The following is a 24,625-nucleotide window of genomic DNA, read 5'->3' on the forward strand; positions in this document are numbered from 1 at the left end:
ATGCGCGCCCGCATCTCTCATTTGTCTTTTGCAAGTTTGTCCCTTACAAGAGACGTCTGTATGGTATACAAGACAGATACTAGCATTAGGAATCGACAATGCAAGATGGTGAAACGCTGACCGAATGGCCGACGGTCGATGCGGACGAGGAGCGGCCGGCGAACTCGCGCGAAAAAGGCCTGAACCGGGTTCTGCACATGCTGGAGTTCCTGCACGCCAACCAGCGCGCCATCGGCGTCGGCGAGCTGGCAAAGGGGCTCAATGCGCCGCGCTCGACCACCTACACGCTGGTGCGCGAGCTGGTCGAAGCCGGGCTGCTTGAAATGGCCGGCGACGGCAACCGCGTCTATTTCGGCAAGAAGCTCTATCTTTATGGAATGGCCTATATGCGCGGCAACGACCTGTTGCGGCGCGGCCGCCAGGAGGTGGATACGCTGTCGCGCGAGACCGGCGAGACGTCCGAACTTTGCATGCTGCAGAGCGGCCGCTACACCATCATCCATTCCAGCCCGGGCGCCAGGCCGTTCCGCATCAGCTCCGCCACCGGCCTGCAGATCCCGCTGCCCTGGACAGCGTCGGGACGATTGCTGCTGGCCGGCCTCGATCGCGACCGGATCGAAGCGATGATCACGGACGACGATCTGGTGCTGCCCGACGGGCGAAAGCTTTCGCTCGACGATTTCATCGACGACATCGCGCGGGCCCGCGCGACCGGCTATTGCGTGACGTCCGGTCTGGTCGACGCCTACACCAAATGCCTGGCAGCGCCGGTCTTTTCGGCGCCCGGCAAGGTCGAGGCGACGATGTGCCTTGTGGTGCCGATCGACACCAGCGAGGAGCGGACAGGCGAACTCATCGCGCTGCTGCGCGAACGCGCGGCGAGGTTGTCGATCTCGTGACGCGGACCCAAGGCGTGTTGAGATTCAGATTAGGCCGAGTCGAAAATGGTGGATTCCGAGCGTACTAGTGATCTTTGACATGGCGCGGCCTATCGACAGTAGGTCTAGGCACCCGGCGCATAGGGTCACACAGAGGGTCTTGACCGTGTGGAGGCGAAACGTCGTGGGAGGGCGGGTCACGATTTTGCGACTTGGGAGGCATGCTCGTTCCCATCTACCCTGCTTTTCAAATCTCACCAGATTTTTCTGACTTCCTCACAGTGGGCGATTCACAGCTGAGTGGCATTTGCGCTCTCCCTGATGCGGCAATTGCTTGTCGACCGCTATTGGCCGGCGCATTGGCCTCGGCGGCATAGCCGTTGGGCGTTCCACATCGTGATCGGGTGGCGAGCAGTCGCCCACTGCGACCAAGCACGAACGACTACATGCCAACGAAGCCGTCATTCGGCTGCGAGCAGATCCTCCCACCTTATCTTGAGAAAAGGCTTCGCCGTTTTGGGAAGCTTAGAGCGAACGACCATCCGGGATGAGACTTCAAAGTCCGCATTGATCTTCACGACGAGCAGCTTGCTGAAGTTACCTGCTAACTTCAGGAAAACCTCGTCCTTGGATTTGAACGGGGTGATGGTTTTGATCTCAACATGATCGTTGCCAAGCCTACCATCAGAGCCCTGCGCATAGTTCTTGTTCAGCTTTATTCCATAGGTGATGGCTCCGAAGAGTTCCCCGATGTCTCCGTACACATTGAGATGACGACCTGTCTCAAGGTGGTAGCTTTCCGCCAGCGACAAGAGATCCTGAAAATAAGGGATCAAAGATCTTATCGCGTTAGGATATTTTGCTCGCCACTCCTGGTATTGGAGCTGTTCTTCTATGTCGGACCAGGAAACCCACTCGCCATCGTCATAGAAGGCCCGATTCCAGATATCATAATCCATTTCACACCCCTTGGAACGTCCGAACTCTATCGAAAGCCGATCAGCAAGATGCGGTCAAGTTTGAGCAGTTCGCGCCAGAAGCAGTCTTTGCCCCATTGGATATCAGACAGCTGCGCAGAGTCGACCCAAAGCTGTAGCGCGAAGGTGACTGCACAGTTCCTTAGCCGGCCTCCCTGCTTTCTCTAGCCGCCGTCGCCCCGTATCCACGGGCAGTGGCCTTAGAGGTTTGGCGAGAAAAATGGTGATCGGCCTCAATCACTTTCGCGGTCGCCCCGAACTTACCAATAGCTTGCAATGCGGGCTTGCCATGGACCAAGATCACCTTGGGTTTGATAGCGTTCAGCAGGAACTTGAACGGCGCTATTTCACGGCTGGCAAGGTCTAGACTTTTCATGTCGTCGCTGGCTCTGGCGTAGATATTCGTCTCAAGCACCCGAACGCCTGTCGCGCCTTCTACAAAGCACTCTATGTTCCGACGGGTAGCACTGATTTTCTGCCGCCGGGTTGCTGCCCGCTCCTCAAGATACCGCTTAAACCATGTCGCCTTATCGTAACCGTATCCCGGTCGCCAGAACTCCCAGAAATCCGCAGTCATTGTTGTGGCAGGGTTGAAGCCGATAAGGAATACTTCGCAGGTCAGCGGCGAACCCTCACAAACAAATGGCCTCATCTCGGTGGGGCGGCCGATCAAAGTCACCAACTCTCTCTCGAATTCATCCAACGTCACGGGAACCCCTCGAGGCTTCTCAAATCTTAGCGTCGACAAAGCCAACCTGCTACAGCTATTCGGGTGCAGCTTAGACAGGGTAGCCCTTTTAACAAGGGAACTTGCGTGAGAGGGGTACGGATGCTTCCAATTAGTAGAAAGGCGTGGACCGATTTGGTGAGCGCAGGCAAATCAGCCGTAGAGAAGGGTTGGGCGGCAGATGGCGTGTTCTCGGGCGCTGTGGGACCGGATTTCGCCTCAGATAATGCGTCCAGCATTCTCTGCATTGGCCAAAGCCTTGGCCGTGCCGGACCGGCAGTCCGCATCAACTATGACCAAGGGATTTGCGCCGAGAATGCGCTGAGTTGGATGCTAAAGCGAGAGCGCATGCATGGTGGTTACCGAGCTTTCTGGAAGTTGGCTGACCTATTCGACCGCTCGCGACGTTCATTGGCGTGGACAAATGTCTGCAAAATTGAGCCAAGCTCGGCCCAAACCCCTACGCGCCAACAATGGCGCGATGTTGCCGACGCATGCTGTGCTGCCCTTACAGAAGAGTTAGCTTCCCTGAGGCCTGGAATTGCACTCTTCGTCACCGGCTCCGAGTTCAAGAGCGATGTCTTGGCCGTGTTGTCCGCTCTCGGCTACGATCACTGGGAGAAGCCCCGAACTCCCGAAGGGTTCGAATGCTTCCGTTGGTCGGCTCGGCGTTATGCGATCTTGACGCGGCATCCAACGCGTGCGCCGGCAGACTTCTTTGAGCAGGCCGTAGCCGTTTGTCGTCAGCTGCGGACGGGTTGATGACGGGTTTGTCTGGCTGGCTTAAGTACTATCTTAGCGAGGTGGGCCGTTCCGAGTTTGCGGCATGGGAGGGGCCCCTTTCTGGCGTGATCGTGCTTCGAAATCGCGCCAGATTTTTCCTGACTTCCTCACACCGGCTATTCGCGCGCGAAATGACCGCTGAGCGGCATACCAGCTTGTAGGCATCTCTCACGGCAAGATGGGCTCATTGGCCGTTGTCGGGCTTTCTCGGCAACGACGGGGCGGTCTAAAGTACGTGAACTCCAGAAGCCGCCATTTGCAGGCCGACCTCACCTGAACGTCAACACGTCTCAGGCTATGATATCGGGAATGATGCGGTCTTCCAGCGCCGACAGCCGGTCCTTCAGCATCAGCTTTTTCTTCTTCATGCGCTGGATCTGAAGCGGGTCGCAGCCCGTGGCGATCATCGCGTTGATCGCGGCGTCGAAATCGGCGTGTTCCTGTTTGAGCCGGGAATATTCGAGGCGTATTTCAGCCTGTTCCTGTTCGGACATTATCTACCGTCTTGGCATGCATCGCCCAATCGGGCTGTCTGGGCGGGACCGGTTGGTTGAGACCGGCGAGCAGCCCTTATCACATTTCACATTGTCGTGGAATGCTACCACGTTGCATTCGACATCGAGATCGGTTGGTGGCAAACTGTCATGGTGCCGTCACAGTCGCGAGCCTGCGGTGGACGTGCTGGACGGCTGCAATCGAGGAAACCATGAAAGGGAGAACCAATCATGTCTCTTGCATCCCATCTTGATGAGTTGCAGCGGAAACACGGTGATATCGAGCGCGAACTTACCGACGCCATGAACCATCCTTCGGTAGACGACCTCGAAATCGTGAATCTCAAGCGACGCAAGCTGGCAATCAAGGACGAGATTGAAAAGCTGAAAGGGAAACCGACCGCGCACTGAACCTTCCTTAGGCGACATCACCGCTCCCGCCGCGGTGCAGCCTTCCGGTGGCAACTACTGCCACCGGCTTGGTGTCTTTTAACCAAATCCACTGAGCAGTTGGACGCGCATCCCGCGGCGTGGCCTGGGCCTTTGAATTGCGCGGCCGCTGGCCGCACGCCGCCGATTTGCCGCTTCCAGCGGCCGCTTGCCATTGACAAGCCATCTTTGCTCCGCCACCTCATGCCCGGACCTTGCAGATAAAAGGCGGCCGGCATGACCGGATATTTTTCCTCTCCTTTCCCGCGACGGACATCGATAGGCGTCGATGTCGGCGGCGTTATCGTCGGCGGCGGCGCGCCTGTGGTCGTGCAGTCGATGACCAACACCGACACCGCCGACATCGACCAGACGGTCGCCCAGGTGGCGGCGCTGCACCGCGCCGGCTCGGAGATCGTTCGCATCACCGTCGACCGCGACGAGAGCGCCGCCGCCGTGCCGCGCATCCAGGAACGGCTGCTCAGGCTTGGCATCAACGTGCCGCTGGTCGGCGATTTCCACTATATCGGCCACAAGCTCTTGGCCGATCATCCGGCCTGCGCCGAGGCGCTGGCGAAATACCGCATCAATCCCGGCAATGTCGGCTTCAAGGACAAGAAGGACCGCCAGTTCGCGGCGATCGTCGAAATGGCGATCAAACACGACAAGCCGGTGCGCATCGGCGTCAACTGGGGTTCGCTCGACCAGGAGCTGCTGACCCGGCTGATGGACGAGAACCAGCGCCAAGGCTTTCCCTTGACTGCGCAGGAAGTGACGCGCGAGGCGATCGTACAGTCGGCGATCCTGTCGGCCGAGATGGCGGAAGAGATCGGGCTTGGCCGCGACAAGATCATCCTGTCGGCCAAGGTCAGCGGCGTGCAGGACCTGATCGCCGTCTATACCGAGCTTGCGACGCGCTCCGATCATGCGCTGCATCTCGGCCTCACCGAGGCCGGCATGGGCAGCAAGGGCATCGTCGCCTCGTCCGCCGCCATGGGCATCCTTCTGCAGCAGGGCATCGGCGACACCATCCGCATCTCGCTGACGCCGGAGCCGAATGGCGACCGCACACGCGAGGTCCAGGTGTCGCAGGAACTGCTGCAGACCATGGGCTTTCGTCAGTTCGTGCCGATCGTCGCGGCATGCCCAGGCTGCGGCCGCACGACCTCCACCGTGTTCCAGGAACTCGCCCAGAACATCCAGACCGACATCCGCAAGAACATGCCTGTCTGGCGCGAGAAATATCCGGGCGTCGAGAACCTCAAGGTCGCGGTCATGGGCTGCATCGTCAACGGCCCCGGCGAATCCAAGCATGCCGATATCGGCATCTCGCTGCCCGGCACCGGCGAGACGCCGACGGCGCCGGTGTTCATCGACGGCAAGAAGGCGGCGACGCTGCGCGGGCCGTCGATCGCCGCCGACTTCGAAAAGATGGTGGCCGATTATATCGAGCAGCGCTACGGGCACGGCAAAGCCGCGGCCGAGTAGGCCGATGCCGAACCCGCTTTGGGCCGCACTGATCCTGATCTGCGCGCTGGTTTCCGCCGGTCAGGCGCTCGCCGATCCGCCGCAGTCGCGGTCGGCGGCGAAACGGCTGATCAGTCGCGTCTGCGACCTGATCGAGACCGAGGCCGGCAAGAACGGCCTGCCCAGGGATTTCTTCGCCCGGCTGATCTGGAAGGAAAGCCGCTTCGACCCCAATGCGGTCAGTCCTGTCGGCGCCGAAGGCATCGCGCAATTCATGCCGGGCACCGCCAAGATGCGCGGCCTCGCCAATTCCTTCGACATCGAGCAGGCGCTCCCGGCCTCAGCGAAATATCTCGCCGAGATGAAGGCAAGCTACGGCAATCTCGGCCTTGCCGCCGCCGCCTACAATGCCGGCGAGAACCGGGTGTCGCGCTGGCTGAATTCCGGCGGCTTCCTGCCGATGGAGACCGAAAGCTATGTCTTCGACGTCATGGGCGAGCCGGTCGACAAGTTTTCCGACACATCCTATGCCGGGACGGTACGGCCGCTCGATCCGAAGCTGGGCTTCGCGGTCGCCTGCCGCAGGCTGCCGGTGATCATGTCGCAAACAGTCGCCATGGCTTCGATCAACGTCAAGCCGTGGGGCGTGCAGGTGGCCGGCAATTTCCGCCGCTCGGCCGCGATCGGCCAGTGGCTCAGGGTGCGCGGCCGCTTCCCGGCGCTGCTCGCCAGCCATGACCCGGTGGTGAGCCGCGTGCGCACGCCGATCGGCCGGCGCGGCATCTATGCGGTCAGGATCGGCACCGATTCGCGCGCCGAGGCCAACGGCATCTGCGACAAGCTGCAAAGCGTCGGCGGCGCCTGCGTGGTGATGCGCAACCGGTGATCGGGTGATCTGAACATCGGAGACGTCGGCGCGAAGGAACGCGGCGACCGGAAGTCGTCGCTGTTCGCCCTACGCCGTCTTCGCCGTCACCGTTTCGCTCAGCCAGGTGCCGATCTTGGCGCCGAGGCGGTCTGGCGAGACCGGCTTGGGGAGATAGTCGTCCATGCCGGCCTCGATGCATTTTTCGCGGTCGCCCTTCAGCGCATGCGCGGTGACGCCGATGATCGGCGTGTGGCCGCCGCTCTGCGCCTCGCTGGCGCGGATGGCGCGGGTCGCCTCATAGCCGTTCATCTCCGGCATCGAGACATCCATCAGCACCAGCCTGGGGCGCAGCGAGCGGTACATCTCGACCGCGGTGCGGCCATTGCCGGCGATGCGGTAGCTGAGGCCGAAACCGTTGAGGATCTGGCCGAAGACCAGCTGGTTCACCTCATTGTCCTCGGCGATCAGGATGTCGATGGGGCCGCTCGGCGGCGTGGCCGATTCCGGCGCCGCCGGCACCGGCACGGCCGGCCCGCGGATGACGGTGAAGGCGGGCGGCTGGGCGACCGGCTCGCGCACGAAATGCGCCTTGCCGACTTGCGTGCGCGCCTTCTGGATGGTGGAAATCACCGTGCCGAGCAGCACCGCCGAGCGCGCCGGCTTGGTCAGATGCGCGGCTATGCCGAAATCGATCACCATCCTGCCGAAATCGATCTGGTCGACCGAGGTGAGCAATACGACCGGGATGCCGGAGAGCCGGCTGTCGGCGGAAATGGCTTTCGCGACATCGGCGCCGTTCATGCCGGGCATCTGGTAGTCGAGGATGATGCAGTCGACCGTGGCGCCGAGCTGACTGGCGCGGTCGAGGAAGGCGAGGCCGACAGCGCCGCTCTCGGCTGCGGCGCAATCGAAGTTCCAGCTTCTCAATTGCTCCAGCAGGATCTCGCGGTTGACCGGATTGTCGTCGATGACCAGCACGCGGGCACCGGTGACGTCGACCGGCACGATCTCGTCGCGCGTCTGCTGTTCGTGCACCGGCAGCGGCACGGCGAACCAGAAGGCCGAGCCGCGGCCGATCTCGCTCTCGACGCCGATCTTGCCGCCCATCAGGTCGACGAGGCGAGCCGCAATCGCCAGGCCAAGCCCCGTGCCTTCGTGACGGCGGGTCGAGGAGCCGTCGACCTGCGCGAATTTCTCGAACACGCTCTGCAGCTTTTCGGCCGGGATGCCGATGCCGGTGTCCTCGACGCGGACCTTGAGCTGGACGGCGCCGTCGACGATTTCGCCGCCGACATCGACCAGCACGTGGCCCTTCTCGGTGAACTTGACCGCATTGCCCAGCAAATTGGTGACGATCTGGCGGAAGCGGCCGGCGTCGCCGACGACGAAGGAAGGCAGGCGCGGATCGACGCGCACGATGAGCTCGAGGTTCTTTTCGGCGACGCGCGCGGACACCAGCGTCGCCACATCCTCGACGGCTTCCGCGAGGCGGAAGGGGGCAGGGTCGAGCGTCAACTGGCCCGCATTGATCTTCGAGAAATCGAGGATGTCGTTGATGATGGTTAGCAGCGCGTTGCCGGATTTGACGATGACGTCGGTGAAGGTTTTCTGGCGCGGCGTCAGCTCGGTCTTTGCGAGCAGCTCGGCCATGCCGAGCACGCCGTTCATCGGCGTGCGGATCTCATGGCTCATATTGGCGAGGAATTCCGACTTGGCGCGGTCGGCGGCCTCGGCCTTGAACAAAGATGCGGCGGTTTCGGCGAAGGCGCGACGGATCGCCTTTTCCATCGGACGGAAGATCCAGAGCGCGGCAATCACCAGCACGGCAAACAACAGGCAGCTCGCCCACAAAAGCAGCCGGTCGCTCGACATGTCGGCGAGGCGGCGCTCTTCGTCGAGCGCAGTGCGCACCTTCAAGAGCATCGGCTGGGCGAAGAGGTCGTTCTGGTTGCGGATCTCGCGATAATTCCATTCGTCGACCTTCTGGGCCGCGGCCATCAGGCTGAAGTTGCGCACCATGTCGCGCGCCGACCAGAACAGGTCGTCATTCACCGAAGCGGTATCCAACTCATTGATGGTGTTGTGCGACAGGCGCGGCCTGATCGCGGCAAGCTGCGCGGTGATGACATCGATCTCGCCGGTCAGGCGTTCGGAGTGGCCGCGCGCAGCGGTGGTCAACGCCTCGCGGGTCTCGCTGCGCCATGCGGTGCCGGTCGTCTCGGCGAAGTTGGTGGCGTTGCGCAGGTCGCGGGCGAGGGCGACGAAATTGCCGCTCAGCTCATCGACCTCGTGGCGGAAGGAGTTCACGCGGTTCAAAGCGAACATCACCGCGGCCGAGGCCAGCGCGAAGATCAGCAATCCCGAAATGTAGCGGATCCGGATCGACCGGAGGAAAGAAGAGTATTCCGGCATGCGCAACCCCAACACATACGCACAATTTTAATGGTCGGGATTACGCTTGATTTACATTAAGATTCCGTTCGTGGGAGGGGTAGGAACGGTCAAAGACGAGCCGCCCGGCAAGCAGCTTGCCTCGGTCAATCAGGCATCGTCCTTCGCGCGGTAGGCGTCTGGAAGAATGAAGACCTCGTCAGCCCGGCCATAGCCGCCGTCGGCGACTTCCTCGATCAGCACCATGGTATGGGCACGCGCGCTCTCGCCGAAATAGTCGACGAACATCTGCGTGGTCCGGTGGACGAGGTCTTCCTTCTGCGCCCTGGTGAGGGCGGCCTCGGGCGTCTTGAAGTTGGCAAAGGGCATTTTCTTCCTTTCGGGTTGGATTGCTTCATGCACTGGATGGCTTCAGATCGCGCCGCCATTGGCGCGGATGACCTGGCCGTTGACCCACAGGCTGTCGGGACCGGCAAGGAAGGCGACGAGCCCGGCGATGTCGTCGGGTTGGCCGAGACGGCCGAGCGGGATGAGTTTTGTGATCGCCTCGATCTGCTGCGCGTTCTTGCCGTCGGTGAAGAGCTCGGTTTCGACCGGGCCTGGCGCGACGGCGTTGACCGTGATGCGGCGCGGGCCGAGCTCCTTGGCCAGGATATGCGTCATAGCTTCGACGGCGGCCTTGGTCGCGGCATAGACGCCGTAAGCCGGCTGGTAGAAGCCCACGACACTTGAAGAAAAGTTGATGATCCGGCCGCCATCCTTCAGCCGCTTTGCAGCTTCGCGCATGCCTCGGAACGGGCCGCCGAGATTGATGGCGAGTTGGCGTTCGAAGGTCGCGTCGTCGGTGTCCGCGATCGGCGACAGCTTCATCATGCCGGCGTTGTTGACGAGGACATCGACCCCGCCAAAGGCCTTTTCGGTGGCGTCGAACAAAGCGGCCATGCCGGCCGCCTCGCCGATGTCGGCCTGGACCGCAAGCGCTTTGCCGCCGGCAGCCTCGATGGCCGAGACGACTTCGTCAGCGGCGTCCTTGCCGCGCGCGTAATTGACGATGACGGCGATGCCGTCCTGGGCGAGCCTTTTCGCGATCGCCGCGCCGATACCTCTCGAGGCGCCGGTCACGATTGCCGTTCTGGTCTTTTGCATGATCGATCTCCGTCCGTTGTTGTGAAACGGATATAGATGGCTCCTCGTTCCGGATAATCACCCTGCTATTGACAGCAGTATTCGGAAAAAGCGAACAATTGGGCATGGATCGATTGGACAGGATGCGGCTGTTCGTTCGCGTGGTGGAACGGCGCAATTTCACCGCTGCGGCGGCCGATCTCGGCATGCCGCGCTCGACTGCAACCGAGGCGATCAAGCAGTTGGAAGAGCATCTGGGGACGCGGCTGCTGGAGCGGACCACGCGCCATGTCGCCACGACGCTCGACGGGCAGGCTTATTACGAGCGCTGCCTTTTCATCCTCGGCGAGGTGGAGGATGCCGAGGCTGGGTTCCGCAGCGCCGCGCCGCGCGGCCTGTTGCGCATCGACGCGCATCCGCTGCTGACGCAGCGGTTCCTGTTGCCGGGATTGCCCGCCTTCCTCGAACGCTACCCGGAGATCGATCTGCAAATCGGCCAGGGCGACCGACTGGTCGACCTGGTGCGCGAAGGCGTCGATTGCGTCATCCGCGCCGGCGAACCGCAAGACAGCGGCATGATCATGCGGCGGCTGGCGGCGATCAGCGAAATCACCTGCGCCAGCCCGGGGTACCTCGATCGCTATGGCGTGCCGGCATCGCCCGACGCGCTGGAGGGTCATCAGGCCGTCGGTTTCGTCTCCTCGCGCACCGGCGAAATCCTGCCGCTGGAATTCACGGTCGGCGCTGCGGTGCGTCAGGTCACGCTGCCCGGCCGTGTCAGGGTCAACAATTCCGACACCGCGGTTGCGCTGGCGCGGCTCGGCTTCGGATTGCTGCAGGCGCCGCGCTACCGGCTGGAAAAGGATCTGGCGGACGGCTCGCTGGTCGAAGTTCTGGGGGATTTTCCGCCGACGCCGACGCCCTTGTTTGCGCTTTATCCACAGAACCGGCAGCTCGCGCCGCGGCTGCGCGCCTTCCTGGAATGGGCGTCACGGATTTTCGCCGAGGCGAGGCTGTGAGGGTCGGTGAGGCGTAACCGTTAAGGGGCTAACCTCCAGGCCACCGCAGCCATTCGAGCGCGTGACCGTTGACAAGCATGCGCCCGCTCGTGTTCTATTTCGCAAGCGCACATTTTCCCGCGTAACACATCGCGTCCGGCAAGGCCGGGCAAGGGCAGCATGGCCCCGCCGCGTCTCATGGAGCATGAGGTGCGTGTGGGGCCTTTGTTTTTTTGAGGTCCGGGTGAAGACGTTCAAGGTCGGAATCCTCTATTCGACCACCGGCCCCTACGGGGCGATCGGCCGCGACTGCCGCGCCGGCGCCGAGTTCGCCATCGAGGAACTGTCGAAAACCGGCAGCCCTGTGCGTATCGAGCCGGTCTTCGGCGATCCCGCCGGACAGCCGGAGCGCTACCTCGACCTGATCCGAACCATGCTGCGCGACGACCAATGCCGCAATGTCATCGGCACCATCACCTCGCTGTCGCGCAAGGACGTCATCCCGCTGGTGGAAAAATATGATGGGCTGCTCTGGTACATCTGCCCCTATGAAGGGTTCGAGGCCAACGAGAACGTCATCTACACCGGCGCCTGTCCCAACCAGCATCTGATACCGCTGTTCGACTATATGCTGCCGCGCCACGGCAAGCGCGTCTATCTCGCCGGCGCCAACTATGTCTGGGGCTGGGAGATGAACCGGCTGGCGCGAGAGCTTCTCACGCGCGCCGGCGGCGAGGTGCTGGGCGAGCGCTATCTGCCGATCGAGGAGACCGATGTCGGCCTGCTGATCGCCGATCTGCAGCGCCACCGGCCCGACTTTATCTTGAACAACATGATCGGGCCGTCCAGCTATGCCTTCCTCGCCGCCGTCAAGCGCCTGGCCGAGCGCGATCCCGCCTTCGCGCCTGAGCGCTGCCCTGTGCTGAGCTGCGATCTGACCGAATGCGAGCTCGGCGAGATCGAGCCGGGCGTGGCTGTCGGCCAGCTTTCGACGGCGTCTTATTTCGAAAGCCTGGGGTCGCCCGAGAACAAGGCTTTCAAGCAACGCGTCGCCGCCCGTTTCGGCGCTGGGCTTCGCATCTCCAGCTTCTTCGCCGGCGCCTATGCCGCCGTGATGCTTTGCGCCGAGGCGGTCGCTGAGGCGAACCGCGACGACCCGGCCAGCGTGCGCGGCTTCCTGCACGCCCGGCCGCGGCAGACCGTGCTCGGATCACTGACGATCGACCCGCGCACCAATCATGCCGCTTTGCCTTTCCATCTCGGCCGCATCAATGCGCGGTCCGGCTTCGACGTCATCGCTTCGCGCGGCGCGATCGTCGCCGATCCCTATCTTGTCGGCACGCTGGCCAGCCAGCACGCGCCGCATCTGAGGGTCGTGCAATGACGCGGACGCCGAATTTCGTTTCCTGGCGCGCCGCGATCCTGCATCGCGCCGACGACAACATCGACCGCCTGAAGCGTCAGCTCGAACGTCTGGGCGTCACCGTCCTGGTGCAGTGGAAGCCGCTCGATCTCGCCGAAACGCCGGCCGACATCGTCTTGGTCGATGCCGACCAGGGTTTTGACGATCTCTTGCCGTGGCACGGCGACGAGGCGCCCATCCCGGTGGTCGCGCTGCTCGGTTCAGAAGCGCCTGGCCGCATCGCCTGGGCGCTCGAAAAGGGCGCCGGCGCGCTCATCGCAAAGCCGGTCGTCGCTTCCTCGGTCTATCCCGCGCTGGTGCTCGCCACCCACGCCCATAGCGAACGCACCGCCATAAGGGCGCGCATGGCCGGCTTGGAGGAGCGCCTGAGGCTGAGGCCGGTCGTCTATGATGCGATGCGCTCGATCATGGCCGCGCAGGGCAGCGACGAGGCCGATGCCTACCGCACGCTCTGCCGCCTCGCCATGCAGCGCCGTCTCACCGTCGAGCATGTCGCCGTAGCCATCGTCGCCGGGCACGAGCCCGTGCCGCGGGCGATGTAGGCGCCGAATGCGGGTTTTGCGCGAACTGACAAGACGGCCTTCAGCCCTGTTCGGGCTGATCGTGGTCGCGATCGTTCTGCTGGCGGCGATCTTCGCGCCGTGGATCGCGCATTTCTCGCCGGACGACCAGCTCGCCGACGGCTTGTCGCTCGAAGGCGCGCCGCTGCCGCCCGGCGGCGGCCATTTCTTCGGCACCGACACGCTTGGACGCGACCTCTTCGCTCGTGTGCTGTTCGGCGCCCGCACCTCGCTGATCATCGGCCTCGTCGCCAATGGTGTCGCCGTCGCGATCGGGCTGCTGGTCGGGCTGCTCGCCGGCTATCTGCGCGGCACCGCCGGCAATCTCTTGATGCGCTTCACCGACCTGATGATGGCCTTTCCGGCGCTGCTGCTGGCGATTGCGCTGGCGGCGCTCTTGAAGCCCAGCCTGTGGATCGTCGCCATGGTGATCGCCCTGGTCAACTGGGTGCAGGTCGCCCGCATCGTCTATACCGAGACGCGCGGCCTGGTGGAGCGCGACTTCATCGTCGCCGAGCGTTCGCTCGGCGCCGGCAACAGCCGCATCATCCTGTTCCACATCCTGCCGCATCTGATGCCGACGGCGATCGTCTGGGGCACGCTCGGCATCGCCACCACGGTGCTGCTCGAGGCGACGCTGTCCTTCCTCGGCATCGGCGTGCAGCCGCCGCAGCCCTCCTGGGGCAACATCATCTTCGAGAGCCAGAGCTATTTCCAGGACGCGCCCTGGCTGGTCTTCATCCCCGGCGCGATCATCCTGGCCACGGCCTTGTCCTTCAACCTGATCGGCGACGCGCTGCGCGATATCCTCGATCCGACCCAGCGCGGGAGGCTCTGACGATGGGGTCCTTCCTCGCCCGCCGTCTCGTCCAGGCCGTGCTGATCCTGCTCGGCGTCGCCGCCATCACCTTCCTGCTGCTCTATTGCCTGCCGGCGGATCCGGCCGTGCTGATCGCCGGGCGCTCGGCGACGCCGCAGATGGTGACCGCCATCCGGCATGAGCTCGGCCTCGACCAGCCCTTGGTCATGCAGTTCCTGCACTATGTCGGCAATTTGCTGCATGGCGACCTCGGCCGCTCCTATACGCAAAAGACCGAGGTGCTGCCGCTGATCCTGGCGCGCCTGCCGGCGACGCTTGTGCTGATGGCCGCCGGCATCGTCGTCGAGGTCGCGCTGGGCTTGACCTTCGGCATCATCGCGGCGGTCTGGCGCGGCGGCTTCGTCGACCGTTCAGTCATGATGCTGTCCTTCGTCGGCGTCTCGTCGCCGCAATTCGTCGTTGCGCTGCTGCTTCTCTATGTCTTTGCCGCCACGCTCGGCTGGTTCCCGATGTCCGGCTTCGGCACGGCGCGGCATGTCGTGCTGCCGGCGCTGACGCTCGGCGTGCTCGGCGCCGGCTGGTACGCGCGCATGGTGCGCTCCGCGATGATCGAAGTGCTGCGCCAGGATTATGTGCGCACGGCCCACGCCAAGGGCCTCAGCGGCCGCCGCGTCGTGCTTCGCCACGCGCTGCCCAACGCGCTTTTGCCTATTATCGCCATGGTCGGCATCGACATCGGCCAGTTCATGAGCGGCGTCGTCGTGGTCGAGGCCGTCTATGGCTGGCCCGGCATCGGCCAGCTTGCCTGGCAGGCCATCCAGCAGGTCGACGTTCCTATCATCATGGGCGTCACGCTGGTCTCGGCGCTGGCCATCGTGCTCGGCAACCTCTTGGCCGACTTCGTCGCGCCGTTCGTCGATCCCCGCATCCGCAGCCAATAACCAACAAAACCAACAGAGGAGTGAACTTCATGAATACATTCATCAAACAGATCGGCCTCGCGGCCCTGCTCGCCACCTCGGCCCTGGTGCCGGCCAAGCTTGCCTTCGCCGACACGCCGACCAATGGCGGCGACATCATCGTCACCTACAAGGACGACATCGCAACGCTCGACCCGGCCATCGGCTATGACTGGCAGAACTGGTCAATGATCAATTCGCTGTTCTCGCGCCTGGTCGACTATAAGCCCGGCACGACGGAACTCGGGCCGTCGCTCGCCGACAGCTACGACGTCTCCGACGACGGCAAGGTCTACACCTTCAAGCTGCATCCCGGCGTCAAGTTCAGCAACGGCCGCGCGGTGACAGCGGCTGACGTCAAATGGTCAATCGAGCGCGCCGTCAACCCGAAGACGCAAGGTCCGGGCGCCGGCTTCTTCCACTCGATCGTCGGCGCCGACAAGATGACCGCCGGCACCGCCGAGACAATGGACGGCATCACAGTGGTCGACGACCACACGGTGAAGTTCACACTGGCGCAGCCCGACGCCACCTTCCTCAACGTGCTGGCGCTGAATTTTGCCTCCGTCGTGCCGAAGGAAGCGGTGGAAGCCGCGGGCGGCGACTTTGGCAAGCATCCGGTCGGCTCCGGCGCCTTCACACTGAAGGAATGGACCATCGGCCAACGCCTCGTCTTCGTGAAGAACCCCGACTACTTCATCAAGGACCGGCCGCATGTCGATAGTTTCACGATCGAGGTCGGCCAGGAGCCGCTGGTGGCGCTTTTGCGCCTGCAGAAGGGCGAGGTTGACATCGCCGGCGACGGCATTCCGCCGGCGAAATTCCTGGAGATGAAGAAGTCGCCCGAGTTCGAGGGCATGATCGTCGACCGCCAGCAGCTGGAGACCAGCTACGTCACCTTGAACACGCAGGTAAAACCCTTCGACAACGTCAAGGTGCGGCAGGCCGTCAACATGGCCATCAACAAGGACCGCATCGTGCGCATCATCAATGGCCGCGCCACGCCGGCCAGCCAGGTGCTGCCGCCGCTGATGCCGGGCTACGACCAGAACTACAAGGGCTATGCCTACGATCCCGAAAAGGCCAAGGCGCTGCTCGCCGAAGCCGGGTTCAAGGACGGCTTCTCGACGCAGATCTATACCTCGAACACCGACCCGCAGCCGCGCATCACCCAGGCGATCCAGCAGGATCTGGCGGCGATCGGCGTCAAGGCCGAGATCAAGGCGGTGGCCAATCCCAATGTGATCGCCGCCGGCGGCACGCAGGGGCAGGCGCCGATGGTCTGGTCGGGCGGGCTCGGCTGGATCGCCGACTTCCCGGATCCGTCCGACTTCTACGGGCCGATCCTCGGCTGCGGCAGCGCTGTCGCCGGCGGCTGGAACTGGTCGTGGTACTGCAACAAGGACATCGACGCCCGCGGCGTGGCCGCCGACGCCATGCCGGTGCCGGCAAAGGCCGAGGAGCGCAACAAGGTCTGGGCACAGATATTCACCGACATCCAGACCAATGATGCGCCCTGGATCCCTGTCTTCAACGAGCGCCGCGTGGTGGCCAAGTCCAAGCGCATGGGCGGGCCGGACGAGATCTACATCGATCCCACCCGGGTCATCGATTACGAAGCGGTCTATGTGAACAAATAAGCCGCTCCTCATTTTCCGGCGGCGGGCGTTTGGCCGCCGCCGGAACCTCTCAAAGAAACGCCGCCGGTGTCCAGCGACGCCAACGGGAGGCGGCTTGCCAAAGACAAACGAGAAGCAACCATGTGCGTGAAGTGCGATTACACCATCCATCGCGCCAGCCATCATTTCGGCTGGAACCGCGATTTCGAGCCGGTGCTGACGGCCAAGCCCGGTTCGACCGTCCATTTCGAATGTCTCGATTCCTCCGGCGGCCAGTTCGACGCGAATTCCACGGTGGCGGACGTCCCGACCCTGGATTTCGGCAAGGTCAATCCGGTGACCGGACCGGTCTATGTCGAGGGCGCCGAGCCCGGCGACGCGCTGAAGATCACGCTGCGCCATTTCGAGCCCTCGGGTCTCGGCTGGACCGCCAACATTCCGGGCTTCGGCCTGCTTGCCGACCAGTTCAAGGAGCCGGCGCTGCACATCTGGAAATATGACGCCGCCTCGATGGCGCCGGCGCTTTACGGCCCGGGCGGGCGCGTGCCGCTGAAACCTTTCGCCGGCACGATCGGCGTGGCGCCGGCCGAACCAGGCCTGCATTCGGTGGTGCCGCCGCGCCGCGTCGGCGGCAATCTCGACATACGCGACCTGTCGGCCGGCACCACGCTTTACCTGCCGGTCGAGGTCGAGGGCGCGCTGTTTTCGATCGGCGACACCCATGCCGCCCAGGGCGACGGCGAGGTCTGCGGCACGGCGATCGAAAGCCGCATGGATGTCGAGGCGACGATCGAGCTGGTCAAGGACGCGCGGCTGGAAAGCCCGCGCTTCACCACGCCGGGGCCGGTGACGCGTCATCTCGACGAGGCCGGTTACGAGGTCACCACCGGCGTCGGGCCCGACCTGATGACCGCGGCGCGCGAAAGCGTGAAGCGCATGGTCGACCTGCTTGCCGCCGACCACGGCTTGAAGCCGGTCGACGCCTATATGCTGTGCTCCGTCTGCGGCGATCTGCGCATCAGCGAGATCGTCGACATGCCGAACTGGGTCGTCTCGTTCTATTTCCCAAGGATCGTCTTCAATTGATGGCGGATGGTTCCGGACGAGGAAAAGATGCTGTCCTGACCGTCGATAATCTGTCGGTGGACGCGCTGACGCCCGGGGGCGCCAGGCGCGTCATCGACGGCATCAGCTTCGCGCTGGCGCCGGGCGAGACGCTTTGCCTTGCCGGCGAGTCCGGCTCGGGCAAGTCGGTGACGGCGTTGTCGATCATGCGCTTGTTGCCGCGCGCCTCGCTACGCATCGCCGGCGGCGACATCAGGCTCGAGCGCCAGTCGCTGCCGCGCCTGTCCGAGCGCGCCATGCGCGACGTGCGCGGCGGCGAGATCGCCATGATCTTCCAGGAGCCGATGACCTCGCTCAATCCTGTACATTCGATCGGCGCGCAATTGACCGAGGCGATCCGCATCCACCAGGGCGCGGAGGGTTCAAGCGTCGAACAGCGCGCCCGCGATATGCTCGATGTCGTGCATATCAGCGACTCGGCGCGGCGCATGAAGCAGTACCCGCATGAGCTCTCCGGCGGCATGCGCCAGCGTGTCATGATCGCCATGGCGCTGTCCTGCCGGCCGAAAGTGCTCTTGGCCGACGAGCCGACGACGGCGCTCGACGTCACCGTGCAGGCGCAGATCCTGAAATTGATGCGCGAGCTGAAGCGGGAATTCGGCACCGCCATCATCCTGATCACGCACGATATGGGCGTCGTAGCCGAGATGGCCGACCGAGTGGCCGTCATGCGCGACGGACGCATCGTCGAGGCGGGCCCTGTGCTCGAAATTTTCGAGCGGCCGCAGGCCGACTACACGCGCGAACTGCTCGCCGCCGTGCCGCGCCTCGGCGCCTTCGCCGGGACCGACGCGCCGCCTCGGGTTACAGCCACCGCCAGGCCGCCGGCGCCGAACGGCGCGGCGCCCGTGCTTTCGGTCAAGAACCTTGTCGTCGACTACGGCGCTTCTTCGAACCTCTTCCGCCGCCTCGCCGCGGAGGCCCCTGCTGTGCAGGACGTATCCTTCGACATCATGCCGGGCCGCACGCTCGGTCTCGTCGGCGAAAGCGGCTCCGGCAAGTCGACCACCGGCAAGGCCGTGCTCGGCCTTGTCCCCTTCGCAGGCTCGGTGACCATCGCCGGCACGTCTATCCAGGGCCTCTCCGCCGGCGCGATGCGGCCAGTGCGCCGAGCCGCGCAGATGATCTTCCAGGACCCTTACGCCTCGCTCGACCCGCGCATGACGGTGGGCGCGGCGATCGCCGAACCGCTTGTCATTCACGGCATCGGCAGCAAGAGCGACCGGCGCGAGCGCGTGGCCTCGCTGCTGGCCCGCGTCGGGCTCGCCGCCGATCACGCCTCGCGCTATCCGCATGAGTTCTCCGGCGGCCAGCGGCAGCGCATCTGCATTGCACGGGCGCTGGCGCTCGAACCGAAGCTGATCGTCGCCGACGAGAGCGTCGCCGCGCTCGACGTGTCGGTCAGGGCGCGCGTGCTCGACCTGATGCTGGAGCTGCAGGAGACGCTGGGCTTGGCCTACCTCTTCATCTCGCACGACATGGCGGTGGTCGAGCGCATGAGCCATGACGTCGCCGTCATGCGCGGCGGCCGTATCGTCGAAGCCGGGCCGCGCCGCGCGGTGCTGTCCTCGCCGCGCGAGGACTATACGCGCGAGCTGATCGCCGCCGTGCCGATACCCGACCCACGCGTCGCCAACCCAAAGTAGCGTTACCGCGATTAGGTGATCTTATGTGTCAGCTGCTGCGCGTCGCCACGAAGGTCGCGGCTTCCTTGAGCAAGGCGGCCTCTTCGCCATAAGGCTCGAGCAAGGCGTGCGCCTGGTCGATGAGGCCGTGCAGTTGCTCGCGCGCCCAATCCGGGCCATGCAGCGATGCCAGCGTCGCCTTGCCGGCGGCTGCGTCCTTGTTCGTCGCCTTGCCCATCTGCTTGGCGTCGGCGGTGAGGTCGAGCAGGTCGTCGGCGAGCTGGAAGGCGAGGCCGATCGCCGAGCCGAATTCGGCCAGCCTCTCGCGATCAGGGTGAGGCGCGCCGGCGACGATCGCGCCGGCCTCGCAGGCGAAGCGAATCAGCGCGCCGGTCTTCATCGCCTGCAGGCGGATGATGCCGGCCTCGTCCGGGCGCTGGCGCTCCGCCTCGATGTCGAGCACCTGGCCGCCGACCATGCCGCCGGCGCCGGCGGCGCGGGCCAGCGCCAGGACGAGCGCCGCGCGGCGCTCGGCCGGCAGCGCGGTCGCCTCGTCGGCGACGATGTCGAAGGCGAGCGTCAGCAGCGCGTCGCCGGCAAGGATCGCGGTCGCCTCGTCGAAGGCCTTGTGCACCGTCGGCTGGCCGCGGCGCAGATCGTCATCGTCCATCGAAGGCAGGTCGTCATGGATCAGCGAATAGCAGTGCACGCATTCCAGCGCCGCGGCGACGCGCAGCGCCGCCTCGCCATCGGCTGAAAAAAGCGCCGCGCTTTCCATCACCAAAAAAGGCCGCAGCCGCTTGCCGCCGTTGAGCACGCCATGACGCATCGCCGCCATCAGCCGCTCGGGCCGCGCGATCTCGCCGGCGAGCGGGCGCGCGTCGAGGATTTGCCGCAGCTGCGTTTCCGCCGCGGCGGCGCGCATGAAAAGCGCGGATTCGAAGGCAATCGGCTCGTCTTTCACCATGGCCGCGAGCGGTAGCCGACACTCAGACATTGCGCAAGCAGCCTCGCGCCTTTATGCCGATGGGGCGAGGCACGGGTGGGGCGGCTTGACGGAACCGATCGTCGAATATGAAAGCGAAGGGCTGAACATGGCGCGGCCACGGCGCCTGAACCGCGCCGGTTTCAAGCGCATCGCCCGGCGCTGCCTGGTCGTGGCGCTGGTGCTGGCCGCCATACCGGTGGTGCTCACCTTCCTCTATCTGCCGTCCTTCGTGCATCCGATCTCGACCTTGATGATCAAGGACCTCGTGACCTTTTCCGGCTACGACCGGCGTTGGGTGTCGATCGACGATGTCGCGCCCGTACTGGCGCATTCTGTGATCATGTCGGAAGACGGGCAGTTCTGCTTCCATCGCGGTGTCGATCTCGGCGAGTTGCGCGGCGTGGTCGACGACGCGCTGGCCGGCGAGGCGACGCGCGGCGCCTCGACCATCACCATGCAGACGGTGAAGAACCTGTTCCTGTGGTCGCGGCCGCTGGGCAGCGTGCGCAAGGTGGTCGAGCTGCCGCTGGCCGTCTATTTCGACGCGGTGATGTCGAAGCGGCGCATTATGGAGATCTATCTCAACATCGCCGAATGGGGGCCGGGCATCTATGGCATCGAGGCCGCCGCCCAGCATCATTTCGGCGTCTCGGCCAAGCAATTGTCGCGACGGCAGGCGGCACTGCTTGCCGTCACCTTGCCCAATCCGATCGCGCGCAATCCGGCCAAGCCGGGACCGGGATTGAGGCGCCTGGCCAGCCTGATCGAGCGGCGCGCCAGTCGTTCGGGCGCCTATGTCGGCTGCCTCGATTAGGGCGGACCGGCGCCCGGCTCAAAAAAATTCGTGGGCAACGCTGGCCAAAACGGCGCAAGGCGTGTATAGGCACCCGACTTTCTCAGATTATGGCCTCGATGCGGCCCTTTCGCGAGGGTTGCCGGGGCATTTTGACCATGTAGTGGAGCATATCCATGGCCGTTCCAAAAAGAAAAACCTCTCCGTCCAAGCGCGGCATGCGCCGCTCGGCCGACGCTCTCAAGGCCCCGACCTATGTCGAGGACAAGAATTCCGGCGAAATGCGCCGTCCGCACCACATCGACCTGAAGACCGGCATGTATCGCGGCCGCCAGGTTCTGGAGCCGAAGGAAAGCTAAGCAGCTTCCACGGTTTATGACGTTTCAAAAGACCGGCCTTCTGGCCGGTCTTTTTGTTTTCGACGGCCGGCCGGCATGGCTTTGACATCGTTATTACATTAGGTCTCAGAGCGTGTTCGGCGCGGCTCCCGAAAAATCTTGACGGCGTCCCGCCGGCGGATTTTAGAAAAGGTGCCCATTGGAGTTGCCCAGATGTTCGGTGCCATCCCGCTGCTGATCGTGCCTTTCGTCCTCTACAATCTTGGACTGCTCGGCTTGTTCGGCGGCGGCGACGACCCGTGGATGATCGAGATGTTCTCGTTCCGCATGATGTCGGGCGGTGTGTTCTCGATGACGCTCGGCGACCTGATGATATTGATCGGGCTGATCTTCCTGTTCGTCGAAATCTCGAAATCGGTGCGCACGACCAATGCATCGATCCTGGACCATCTGTTGTCGACGCTGGTCTTCATCGCCTTCCTGGTCGAGTTCCTGCTGGTGAAGGGCGCGGCGCACTCCGTGTTCTTCACGCTGATGATCATCGCGCTGTTCGACGTGCTGGCCGGGTTTTCGGTATCGATGCGGTCGGCCAGCCGGGATATCAATCTAAACTGAGGGATGTGCCGATATTCAGGTGAGGCCGGCCTGCGAACGACGGCTTCCTGCGCTTCCGGTGCTCACGTACTTAAAGTACGCTCCGCTCCGGTTCTCGGAAGCCATCGTTCTCGACTCGCCCTGACCTGAATCTCGGCACATCCCCACAGCGCTACGCCTACAAGCGGTGTTCATGCCGTGGCGGACTCGGCCTTGCGCGCGACGACGGCCTGGTAGGCGGCCTGCAATTGCTGGCGCACACCCGGCGTTCCGGGCGGCGTCTTCGACGGCGCGCCGAGATGCTCGTGGCGCAGTTCGTCCATGAATTGCTCCCACAACTCAGGACCGCCTCTTTCCATGAGCTCGGCGCGGATCGACAATTCTTCCGAGACCGGCAGCCAGACGCGCCCCCAGGCGCCGAGATGCGCCATGATCGGCACCAGGGTGATTGCCATCTCGGTCAGGCTGTAGATCGCCTTCTGCTTGTGGCTGGGGTCGTCGGCCTTGGTCAGCATGCCGAGCTCCATCAGCCGCTTCAGCCGGTCGGTCAGGATGTTGGAGGCGATGCCTTCGATCGAACCGTTGAGCAATTCGCGGAAATGGCGCCGGCCGCCGAAGATCATGTCGCGCAGGAGGATCAGGCTCCAGCGGTCGCCGAACACCTCGAGCGACAGGTTGATCGGGCAGCCGGAGCGATGCTCGGTCTTCATGACAGTCTCCAGAAAAACCAGTTGCATTATGATATCAGTCTGATTATCCTGCAACTGATTGCAAAATGCAATCGGATTGGAGGAGCCGATGACGATGTCTGAAGCACGCCCAAAAATTGTTTCGCAGACATTCGGCGATCCGGCCGATTCGCCGATCCTTTTGGTCATGGGCGCCATGGCCTCGATGCTGTGGTGGCCGGAAGCGTTCTGCCGGGAGCTTGCCGGGCGCGGCCGCTTCGTCATCCGCTACGACAATCGCGATACAGGGCTCTCGACGAAATACACGCCCGGCGCGCCGCCCTACACATTCGAGGACATGGTGGATGACGCCATCCGCGTCCTCGACGACCACGGCGTCGGCAAGGCGAATGTCGTCGGCATGTCGATGGGCGGCATGATCGCGCAGAACCTGGCGCTCAAATATCCGGAGCGCGTCGGCGCGCTCAGCGTGATCTTCAGTTCGCCGCTCGGCGTCGATACCTCCGGCCTGCCCGGCATGACCGAGGCCTATGGCAAGCATGCGGCGGAAGGCGGCGACGTCGACTGGGCCGATCGGACCCAGGTGCTTGCCTATATGGCCAAGGACGCGCGCGCTTTAGCGAGCAGCTTGCATCCGTTCGACGCGGAACGGGCGCGCGACCTGATCGAGGCGGATTACGAGCGCTCCGGCGGCCTTGCCAGTGCGACCAACCATTTCGCGCTCAAGGGCGGCGGTCCGAAGCGGAGCATCAGGGATCTGGCGATACCACTGCTCGTCATCCATGGCACGTCCGACCCGATCTTTCCGGTCGAACATGGCGCGGCGCTGGCGAAGGCGGTTGCGGGCGCAAGGCTGGTCGAGATCGAAGGCGGCGGCCACGAGCTTCATCCCGACGACTGGCCGACGATCATCGACGCCATCGCGACTCACGGCTGACCCGTTCGGAGCTTGACGCGGCCGCCATGCGACAGGTGAAATCTTCAAAAGCGATTGAAAGGCGACAAAGAGGCCAAACATGTCCCTGACTTTGCATTTCCATCCGCTGGCTTCGTTCTGCTGGAAGCCGCTTATTGCGTTCTACGAGAACGACACGCCATTCAAGCCGGTCATCGTCGATCTCGGCGACGAGGCTTCGCGCGCGGCATTCCTGAAAGTGTCGCCGACGGGCAAGATGCCGGCGCTGCGCGACGATGCGCGCGGCCGCACGGTGCTGGAATCGACCATCGTCGTCGAGTATCTGGCCACGCATTATCCCGGACCGGTCGCGCTGGTGCCGGCCGATATCGATCTCGCGCTCCAGGTACGCCAGGCGGATCGCTTCTACGATTTCTATGTGCAGCATCCGATGCAGAAGATCGTCGGCGACCGGCTACGGCCACAGGACAAAGTAGACCCGTTCGGCGTCGAGGAAGCCCGCGCCCAGCTGCGCAATTCCTACGCCATCATCGAAGAGCAGATGGCGGGAAGGACTTGGGCGGTCGGCGAGACCTTCACCATGGCCGACTGCTCGGCGTCCCCCGCTCTGTTCTACGCCAACAAGGTCGAGCCGTTCGGCGACAGGTTTCCGGCAGTCAAACGCTACCACGACCGGCTGCTGGCGCGCCCCTCCTTCGCCCGCGTGATCGAAGAAGCGCAGCCCTATTTCAAGTTCTTCCCTTACAATGACGGCTAGCTCATTCCCCCGGCGACGTTTCCCAGAACTGGTCGAGCCAGATGTTGAGCCGCAGGAAGCCGGCAGTGCTGACGGTGTAGACGCGCCTGGTGCCTTCGGCCTTGGCGTTGACCAGGCCGGCGTCGAGCAGGACCTTCAGATGCTGGGAAACCGCCGGGCGTGAAACCGGCAATCCGGCCGCCAATTCGTTGACCGTTTTGGGGCCGCGCCGTAGCTCTTCGAGAAGATGACGCCGGTTTGGATCGGCGATCGCCATGAAGGCATCGGAGAAAATCATACCTT

At 63.7% G+C, this 24,625-nt stretch carries 26 protein-coding genes; 17 read left to right on the forward strand and 9 right to left on the reverse strand.

Going from position 1 to position 24,625, the window contains the following annotated elements; all coding sequences use genetic code 11:
• Window positions 1-98 precede the first annotated feature (98 nt).
• Window positions 99-899: an IclR family transcriptional regulator gene (locus FJ988_RS24320; protein WP_140820897.1), complete on the forward strand. Its 801-nt coding sequence runs from the start codon at window positions 99-101 to the stop codon at window positions 897-899.
• A 440-nt stretch (window positions 900-1,339) separates the two neighbouring features.
• On the opposite strand, the gene FJ988_RS24325 is transcribed toward FJ988_RS24320, so the two are convergent.
• The 3 genes from FJ988_RS24325 to FJ988_RS24335 all read right to left on the reverse strand — a co-directional run bounded on the left by FJ988_RS24325 (window position 1,340) and on the right by FJ988_RS24335 (window position 3,859).
• Window positions 1,340-1,837, reverse strand: a complete 498-nt coding sequence (locus FJ988_RS24325) for a hypothetical protein (RefSeq protein ID WP_140820898.1) — start codon at window positions 1,835-1,837, stop codon at window positions 1,340-1,342.
• A gap of 160 nt (window positions 1,838-1,997) precedes the next feature.
• A complete protein-coding gene (locus FJ988_RS24330) occupies window positions 1,998-2,564 on the reverse strand; it encodes a hypothetical protein (protein ID WP_140820899.1) in 567 nt (188 codons plus the stop codon).
• 1,091 nt (window positions 2,565-3,655) lie between these two features.
• Entirely contained in the window at window positions 3,656-3,859 is a 204-nt protein-coding gene (locus tag FJ988_RS24335; protein WP_040985243.1) for a YdcH family protein, read from the reverse strand.
• A 231-nt stretch (window positions 3,860-4,090) separates the two neighbouring features.
• Here FJ988_RS24335 and FJ988_RS24340 point away from each other — a divergent pair, with 231 nt between their 5' ends.
• From FJ988_RS24340 to FJ988_RS24350, 3 genes are all read left to right on the forward strand, one after another.
• Window positions 4,091-4,270, forward strand: a complete 180-nt coding sequence (locus tag FJ988_RS24340) for a YdcH family protein (RefSeq protein WP_140820900.1) — start codon at window positions 4,091-4,093, stop codon at window positions 4,268-4,270.
• Between the two features lie 255 nt (window positions 4,271-4,525).
• Window positions 4,526-5,776, forward strand: coding sequence for a flavodoxin-dependent (E)-4-hydroxy-3-methylbut-2-enyl-diphosphate synthase (gene ispG, locus FJ988_RS24345; protein WP_140820901.1), 1,251 nt, complete (start codon window positions 4,526-4,528; stop codon window positions 5,774-5,776).
• Window positions 5,777-5,780: 4 nt separating this feature from the next.
• A complete protein-coding gene (locus FJ988_RS24350; RefSeq protein WP_140820902.1) occupies window positions 5,781-6,641 on the forward strand; it encodes a lytic transglycosylase domain-containing protein in 861 nt (286 codons plus the stop codon).
• Window positions 6,642-6,710: 69 nt separating this feature from the next.
• On the opposite strand, the gene FJ988_RS24355 is transcribed toward FJ988_RS24350, so the two are convergent.
• The 3 genes from FJ988_RS24355 to FJ988_RS24365 all read right to left on the reverse strand — a co-directional run bounded on the left by FJ988_RS24355 (window position 6,711) and on the right by FJ988_RS24365 (window position 10,160).
• Window positions 6,711-9,035, reverse strand: a complete 2,325-nt coding sequence (locus FJ988_RS24355; protein ID WP_140820903.1) for a response regulator — start codon at window positions 9,033-9,035, stop codon at window positions 6,711-6,713.
• Window positions 9,036-9,164: 129 nt separating this feature from the next.
• Window positions 9,165-9,383: a 4-oxalocrotonate tautomerase family protein gene (locus FJ988_RS24360; protein ID WP_140820904.1), complete on the reverse strand. Its 219-nt coding sequence runs from the start codon at window positions 9,381-9,383 to the stop codon at window positions 9,165-9,167.
• Between the two features lie 42 nt (window positions 9,384-9,425).
• Window positions 9,426-10,160, reverse strand: coding sequence for an SDR family oxidoreductase (locus FJ988_RS24365; RefSeq protein WP_181183655.1), 735 nt, complete (start codon window positions 10,158-10,160; stop codon window positions 9,426-9,428).
• Window positions 10,161-10,264: 104 nt separating this feature from the next.
• Here FJ988_RS24365 and FJ988_RS24370 point away from each other — a divergent pair, with 104 nt between their 5' ends.
• The 8 genes from FJ988_RS24370 (at window position 10,265) to FJ988_RS24405 (ending at window position 19,289) form a co-directional block, all read left to right on the forward strand.
• Window positions 10,265-11,158, forward strand: a complete 894-nt coding sequence (locus FJ988_RS24370) for a LysR family transcriptional regulator (RefSeq protein WP_140820906.1) — start codon at window positions 10,265-10,267, stop codon at window positions 11,156-11,158.
• Window positions 11,159-11,381: 223 nt separating this feature from the next.
• Window positions 11,382-12,521 carry a transporter substrate-binding domain-containing protein gene (locus tag FJ988_RS24375; RefSeq protein WP_246688651.1) on the forward strand — a complete coding sequence of 380 codons (1,140 nt, stop codon included), beginning with the start codon at window positions 11,382-11,384 and terminating at the stop codon, window positions 12,519-12,521.
• Window positions 12,518-13,102, forward strand: a complete 585-nt coding sequence (locus FJ988_RS24380; RefSeq protein ID WP_140820908.1) for an ANTAR domain-containing response regulator — start codon at window positions 12,518-12,520, stop codon at window positions 13,100-13,102. Before FJ988_RS24375 ends, FJ988_RS24380 begins: the two co-directional genes overlap by 4 nt.
• A gap of 7 nt (window positions 13,103-13,109) precedes the next feature.
• Window positions 13,110-13,958 carry an ABC transporter permease gene (locus FJ988_RS24385; RefSeq protein ID WP_140820909.1) on the forward strand — a complete coding sequence of 283 codons (849 nt, stop codon included), beginning with the start codon at window positions 13,110-13,112 and terminating at the stop codon, window positions 13,956-13,958.
• A 2-nt stretch (window positions 13,959-13,960) separates the two neighbouring features.
• Window positions 13,961-14,881, forward strand: a complete 921-nt coding sequence (locus FJ988_RS24390) for an ABC transporter permease (protein ID WP_140820910.1) — start codon at window positions 13,961-13,963, stop codon at window positions 14,879-14,881.
• A 29-nt stretch (window positions 14,882-14,910) separates the two neighbouring features.
• Window positions 14,911-16,539, forward strand: coding sequence for an ABC transporter substrate-binding protein (locus FJ988_RS24395; protein WP_140820911.1), 1,629 nt, complete (start codon window positions 14,911-14,913; stop codon window positions 16,537-16,539).
• 120 nt (window positions 16,540-16,659) lie between these two features.
• Entirely contained in the window at window positions 16,660-17,604 is a 945-nt protein-coding gene (locus FJ988_RS24400; RefSeq protein ID WP_140820912.1) for an acetamidase/formamidase family protein, read from the forward strand.
• On the forward strand, window positions 17,604-19,289 hold the full coding sequence (locus FJ988_RS24405; protein ID WP_140820913.1) for an ABC transporter ATP-binding protein: 1,686 nt from the start codon (window positions 17,604-17,606) through the stop codon (window positions 19,287-19,289). Before FJ988_RS24400 ends, FJ988_RS24405 begins: the two co-directional genes overlap by 1 nt.
• A gap of 28 nt (window positions 19,290-19,317) precedes the next feature.
• On the opposite strand, the gene FJ988_RS24410 is transcribed toward FJ988_RS24405, so the two are convergent.
• Entirely contained in the window at window positions 19,318-20,193 is an 876-nt protein-coding gene (locus FJ988_RS24410) for a polyprenyl synthetase family protein (protein ID WP_407067741.1), read from the reverse strand.
• Window positions 20,194-20,362: 169 nt separating this feature from the next.
• On the opposite strand from FJ988_RS24410, the gene FJ988_RS24415 reads away from it, so the two are divergent.
• The 3 genes from FJ988_RS24415 (at window position 20,363) to FJ988_RS24425 (ending at window position 22,002) form a co-directional block, all read left to right on the forward strand.
• On the forward strand, window positions 20,363-21,070 hold the full coding sequence (locus FJ988_RS24415) for a transglycosylase domain-containing protein (protein ID WP_140820970.1): 708 nt from the start codon (window positions 20,363-20,365) through the stop codon (window positions 21,068-21,070).
• A gap of 155 nt (window positions 21,071-21,225) precedes the next feature.
• Entirely contained in the window at window positions 21,226-21,408 is a 183-nt protein-coding gene (rpmF, locus tag FJ988_RS24420; RefSeq protein WP_006203806.1) for a 50S ribosomal protein L32, read from the forward strand.
• A gap of 192 nt (window positions 21,409-21,600) precedes the next feature.
• On the forward strand, window positions 21,601-22,002 hold the full coding sequence (locus FJ988_RS24425; RefSeq protein WP_140820915.1) for a hypothetical protein: 402 nt from the start codon (window positions 21,601-21,603) through the stop codon (window positions 22,000-22,002).
• A 170-nt stretch (window positions 22,003-22,172) separates the two neighbouring features.
• Here FJ988_RS24425 and FJ988_RS24430 read toward each other — a convergent pair whose 3' ends face one another.
• Window positions 22,173-22,691 carry a helix-turn-helix domain-containing protein gene (locus FJ988_RS24430; RefSeq protein ID WP_140820916.1) on the reverse strand — a complete coding sequence of 173 codons (519 nt, stop codon included), beginning with the start codon at window positions 22,689-22,691 and terminating at the stop codon, window positions 22,173-22,175.
• A 94-nt stretch (window positions 22,692-22,785) separates the two neighbouring features.
• Here FJ988_RS24430 and FJ988_RS24435 point away from each other — a divergent pair, with 94 nt between their 5' ends.
• Together FJ988_RS24435 and FJ988_RS24440 are read left to right on the forward strand one after the other, a co-directional pair.
• Window positions 22,786-23,607 carry an alpha/beta fold hydrolase gene (locus FJ988_RS24435; RefSeq protein ID WP_407067740.1) on the forward strand — a complete coding sequence of 274 codons (822 nt, stop codon included), beginning with the start codon at window positions 22,786-22,788 and terminating at the stop codon, window positions 23,605-23,607.
• Between the two features lie 79 nt (window positions 23,608-23,686).
• Window positions 23,687-24,343, forward strand: coding sequence for a glutathione S-transferase family protein (locus FJ988_RS24440; RefSeq protein WP_140820918.1), 657 nt, complete (start codon window positions 23,687-23,689; stop codon window positions 24,341-24,343).
• 1 nt (window position 24,344) lies between these two features.
• On the opposite strand, the gene FJ988_RS24445 is transcribed toward FJ988_RS24440, so the two are convergent.
• Window positions 24,345-24,620, reverse strand: a complete 276-nt coding sequence (locus FJ988_RS24445; RefSeq protein WP_140820919.1) for a helix-turn-helix transcriptional regulator — start codon at window positions 24,618-24,620, stop codon at window positions 24,345-24,347.
• Window positions 24,621-24,625: the final 5 nt, after the last annotated feature.

It is taken from the genome of Mesorhizobium sp. CU3 (assembly GCF_006442965.1).
GTDB lineage: Bacteria > Pseudomonadota > Alphaproteobacteria > Rhizobiales > Rhizobiaceae > Mesorhizobium.

Excerpts from the sequence above, each read along its gene's own strand:
- FJ988_RS24355 (WP_140820903.1), bottom strand. The coding sequence starts at position 9,035 with ATGCCGGAATACTCTTCTTTCCTCCGGTCGATCCGGATCCGCTACATT.
- FJ988_RS24320 (WP_140820897.1), top strand. The coding sequence starts at position 99 with ATGCAAGATGGTGAAACGCTGACCGAATGGCCGACGGTCGATGCGGAC.
- FJ988_RS24390 (WP_140820910.1), top strand. The coding sequence starts at position 13,961 with ATGGGGTCCTTCCTCGCCCGCCGTCTCGTCCAGGCCGTGCTGATCCTG.
- FJ988_RS24445 (WP_140820919.1), bottom strand. The coding sequence starts at position 24,620 with ATGATTTTCTCCGATGCCTTCATGGCGATCGCCGATCCAAACCGGCGT.
- FJ988_RS24370 (WP_140820906.1), top strand. The coding sequence starts at position 10,265 with ATGGATCGATTGGACAGGATGCGGCTGTTCGTTCGCGTGGTGGAACGG.
- FJ988_RS24340 (WP_140820900.1), top strand. The coding sequence starts at position 4,091 with ATGTCTCTTGCATCCCATCTTGATGAGTTGCAGCGGAAACACGGTGAT.
- FJ988_RS24405 (WP_140820913.1), top strand. The coding sequence starts at position 17,604 with ATGGCGGATGGTTCCGGACGAGGAAAAGATGCTGTCCTGACCGTCGAT.
- FJ988_RS24400 (WP_140820912.1), top strand. The coding sequence starts at position 16,660 with ATGTGCGTGAAGTGCGATTACACCATCCATCGCGCCAGCCATCATTTC.
- ispG (WP_140820901.1), top strand. The coding sequence starts at position 4,526 with ATGACCGGATATTTTTCCTCTCCTTTCCCGCGACGGACATCGATAGGC.
- FJ988_RS24380 (WP_140820908.1), top strand. The coding sequence starts at position 12,518 with ATGACGCGGACGCCGAATTTCGTTTCCTGGCGCGCCGCGATCCTGCAT.
- FJ988_RS24350 (WP_140820902.1), top strand. The coding sequence starts at position 5,781 with ATGCCGAACCCGCTTTGGGCCGCACTGATCCTGATCTGCGCGCTGGTT.
- rpmF (WP_006203806.1), top strand. The coding sequence starts at position 21,226 with ATGGCCGTTCCAAAAAGAAAAACCTCTCCGTCCAAGCGCGGCATGCGC.
- FJ988_RS24360 (WP_140820904.1), bottom strand. The coding sequence starts at position 9,383 with ATGCCCTTTGCCAACTTCAAGACGCCCGAGGCCGCCCTCACCAGGGCG.
- FJ988_RS24425 (WP_140820915.1), top strand. The coding sequence starts at position 21,601 with ATGTTCGGTGCCATCCCGCTGCTGATCGTGCCTTTCGTCCTCTACAAT.
- FJ988_RS24385 (WP_140820909.1), top strand. The coding sequence starts at position 13,110 with ATGCGGGTTTTGCGCGAACTGACAAGACGGCCTTCAGCCCTGTTCGGG.
- FJ988_RS24410 (WP_407067741.1), bottom strand. The coding sequence starts at position 20,193 with ATGCGCGCCGCCGCGGCGGAAACGCAGCTGCGGCAAATCCTCGACGCG.
- FJ988_RS24415 (WP_140820970.1), top strand. The coding sequence starts at position 20,363 with ATGGCGCGGCCACGGCGCCTGAACCGCGCCGGTTTCAAGCGCATCGCC.
- FJ988_RS24430 (WP_140820916.1), bottom strand. The coding sequence starts at position 22,691 with ATGAAGACCGAGCATCGCTCCGGCTGCCCGATCAACCTGTCGCTCGAG.
- FJ988_RS24335 (WP_040985243.1), bottom strand. The coding sequence starts at position 3,859 with ATGTCCGAACAGGAACAGGCTGAAATACGCCTCGAATATTCCCGGCTC.
- FJ988_RS24435 (WP_407067740.1), top strand. The coding sequence starts at position 22,786 with ATGTCTGAAGCACGCCCAAAAATTGTTTCGCAGACATTCGGCGATCCG.
- FJ988_RS24365 (WP_181183655.1), bottom strand. The coding sequence starts at position 10,160 with ATGCAAAAGACCAGAACGGCAATCGTGACCGGCGCCTCGAGAGGTATC.
- FJ988_RS24440 (WP_140820918.1), top strand. The coding sequence starts at position 23,687 with ATGTCCCTGACTTTGCATTTCCATCCGCTGGCTTCGTTCTGCTGGAAG.
- FJ988_RS24325 (WP_140820898.1), bottom strand. The coding sequence starts at position 1,837 with ATGGATTATGATATCTGGAATCGGGCCTTCTATGACGATGGCGAGTGG.
- FJ988_RS24395 (WP_140820911.1), top strand. The coding sequence starts at position 14,911 with ATGAATACATTCATCAAACAGATCGGCCTCGCGGCCCTGCTCGCCACC.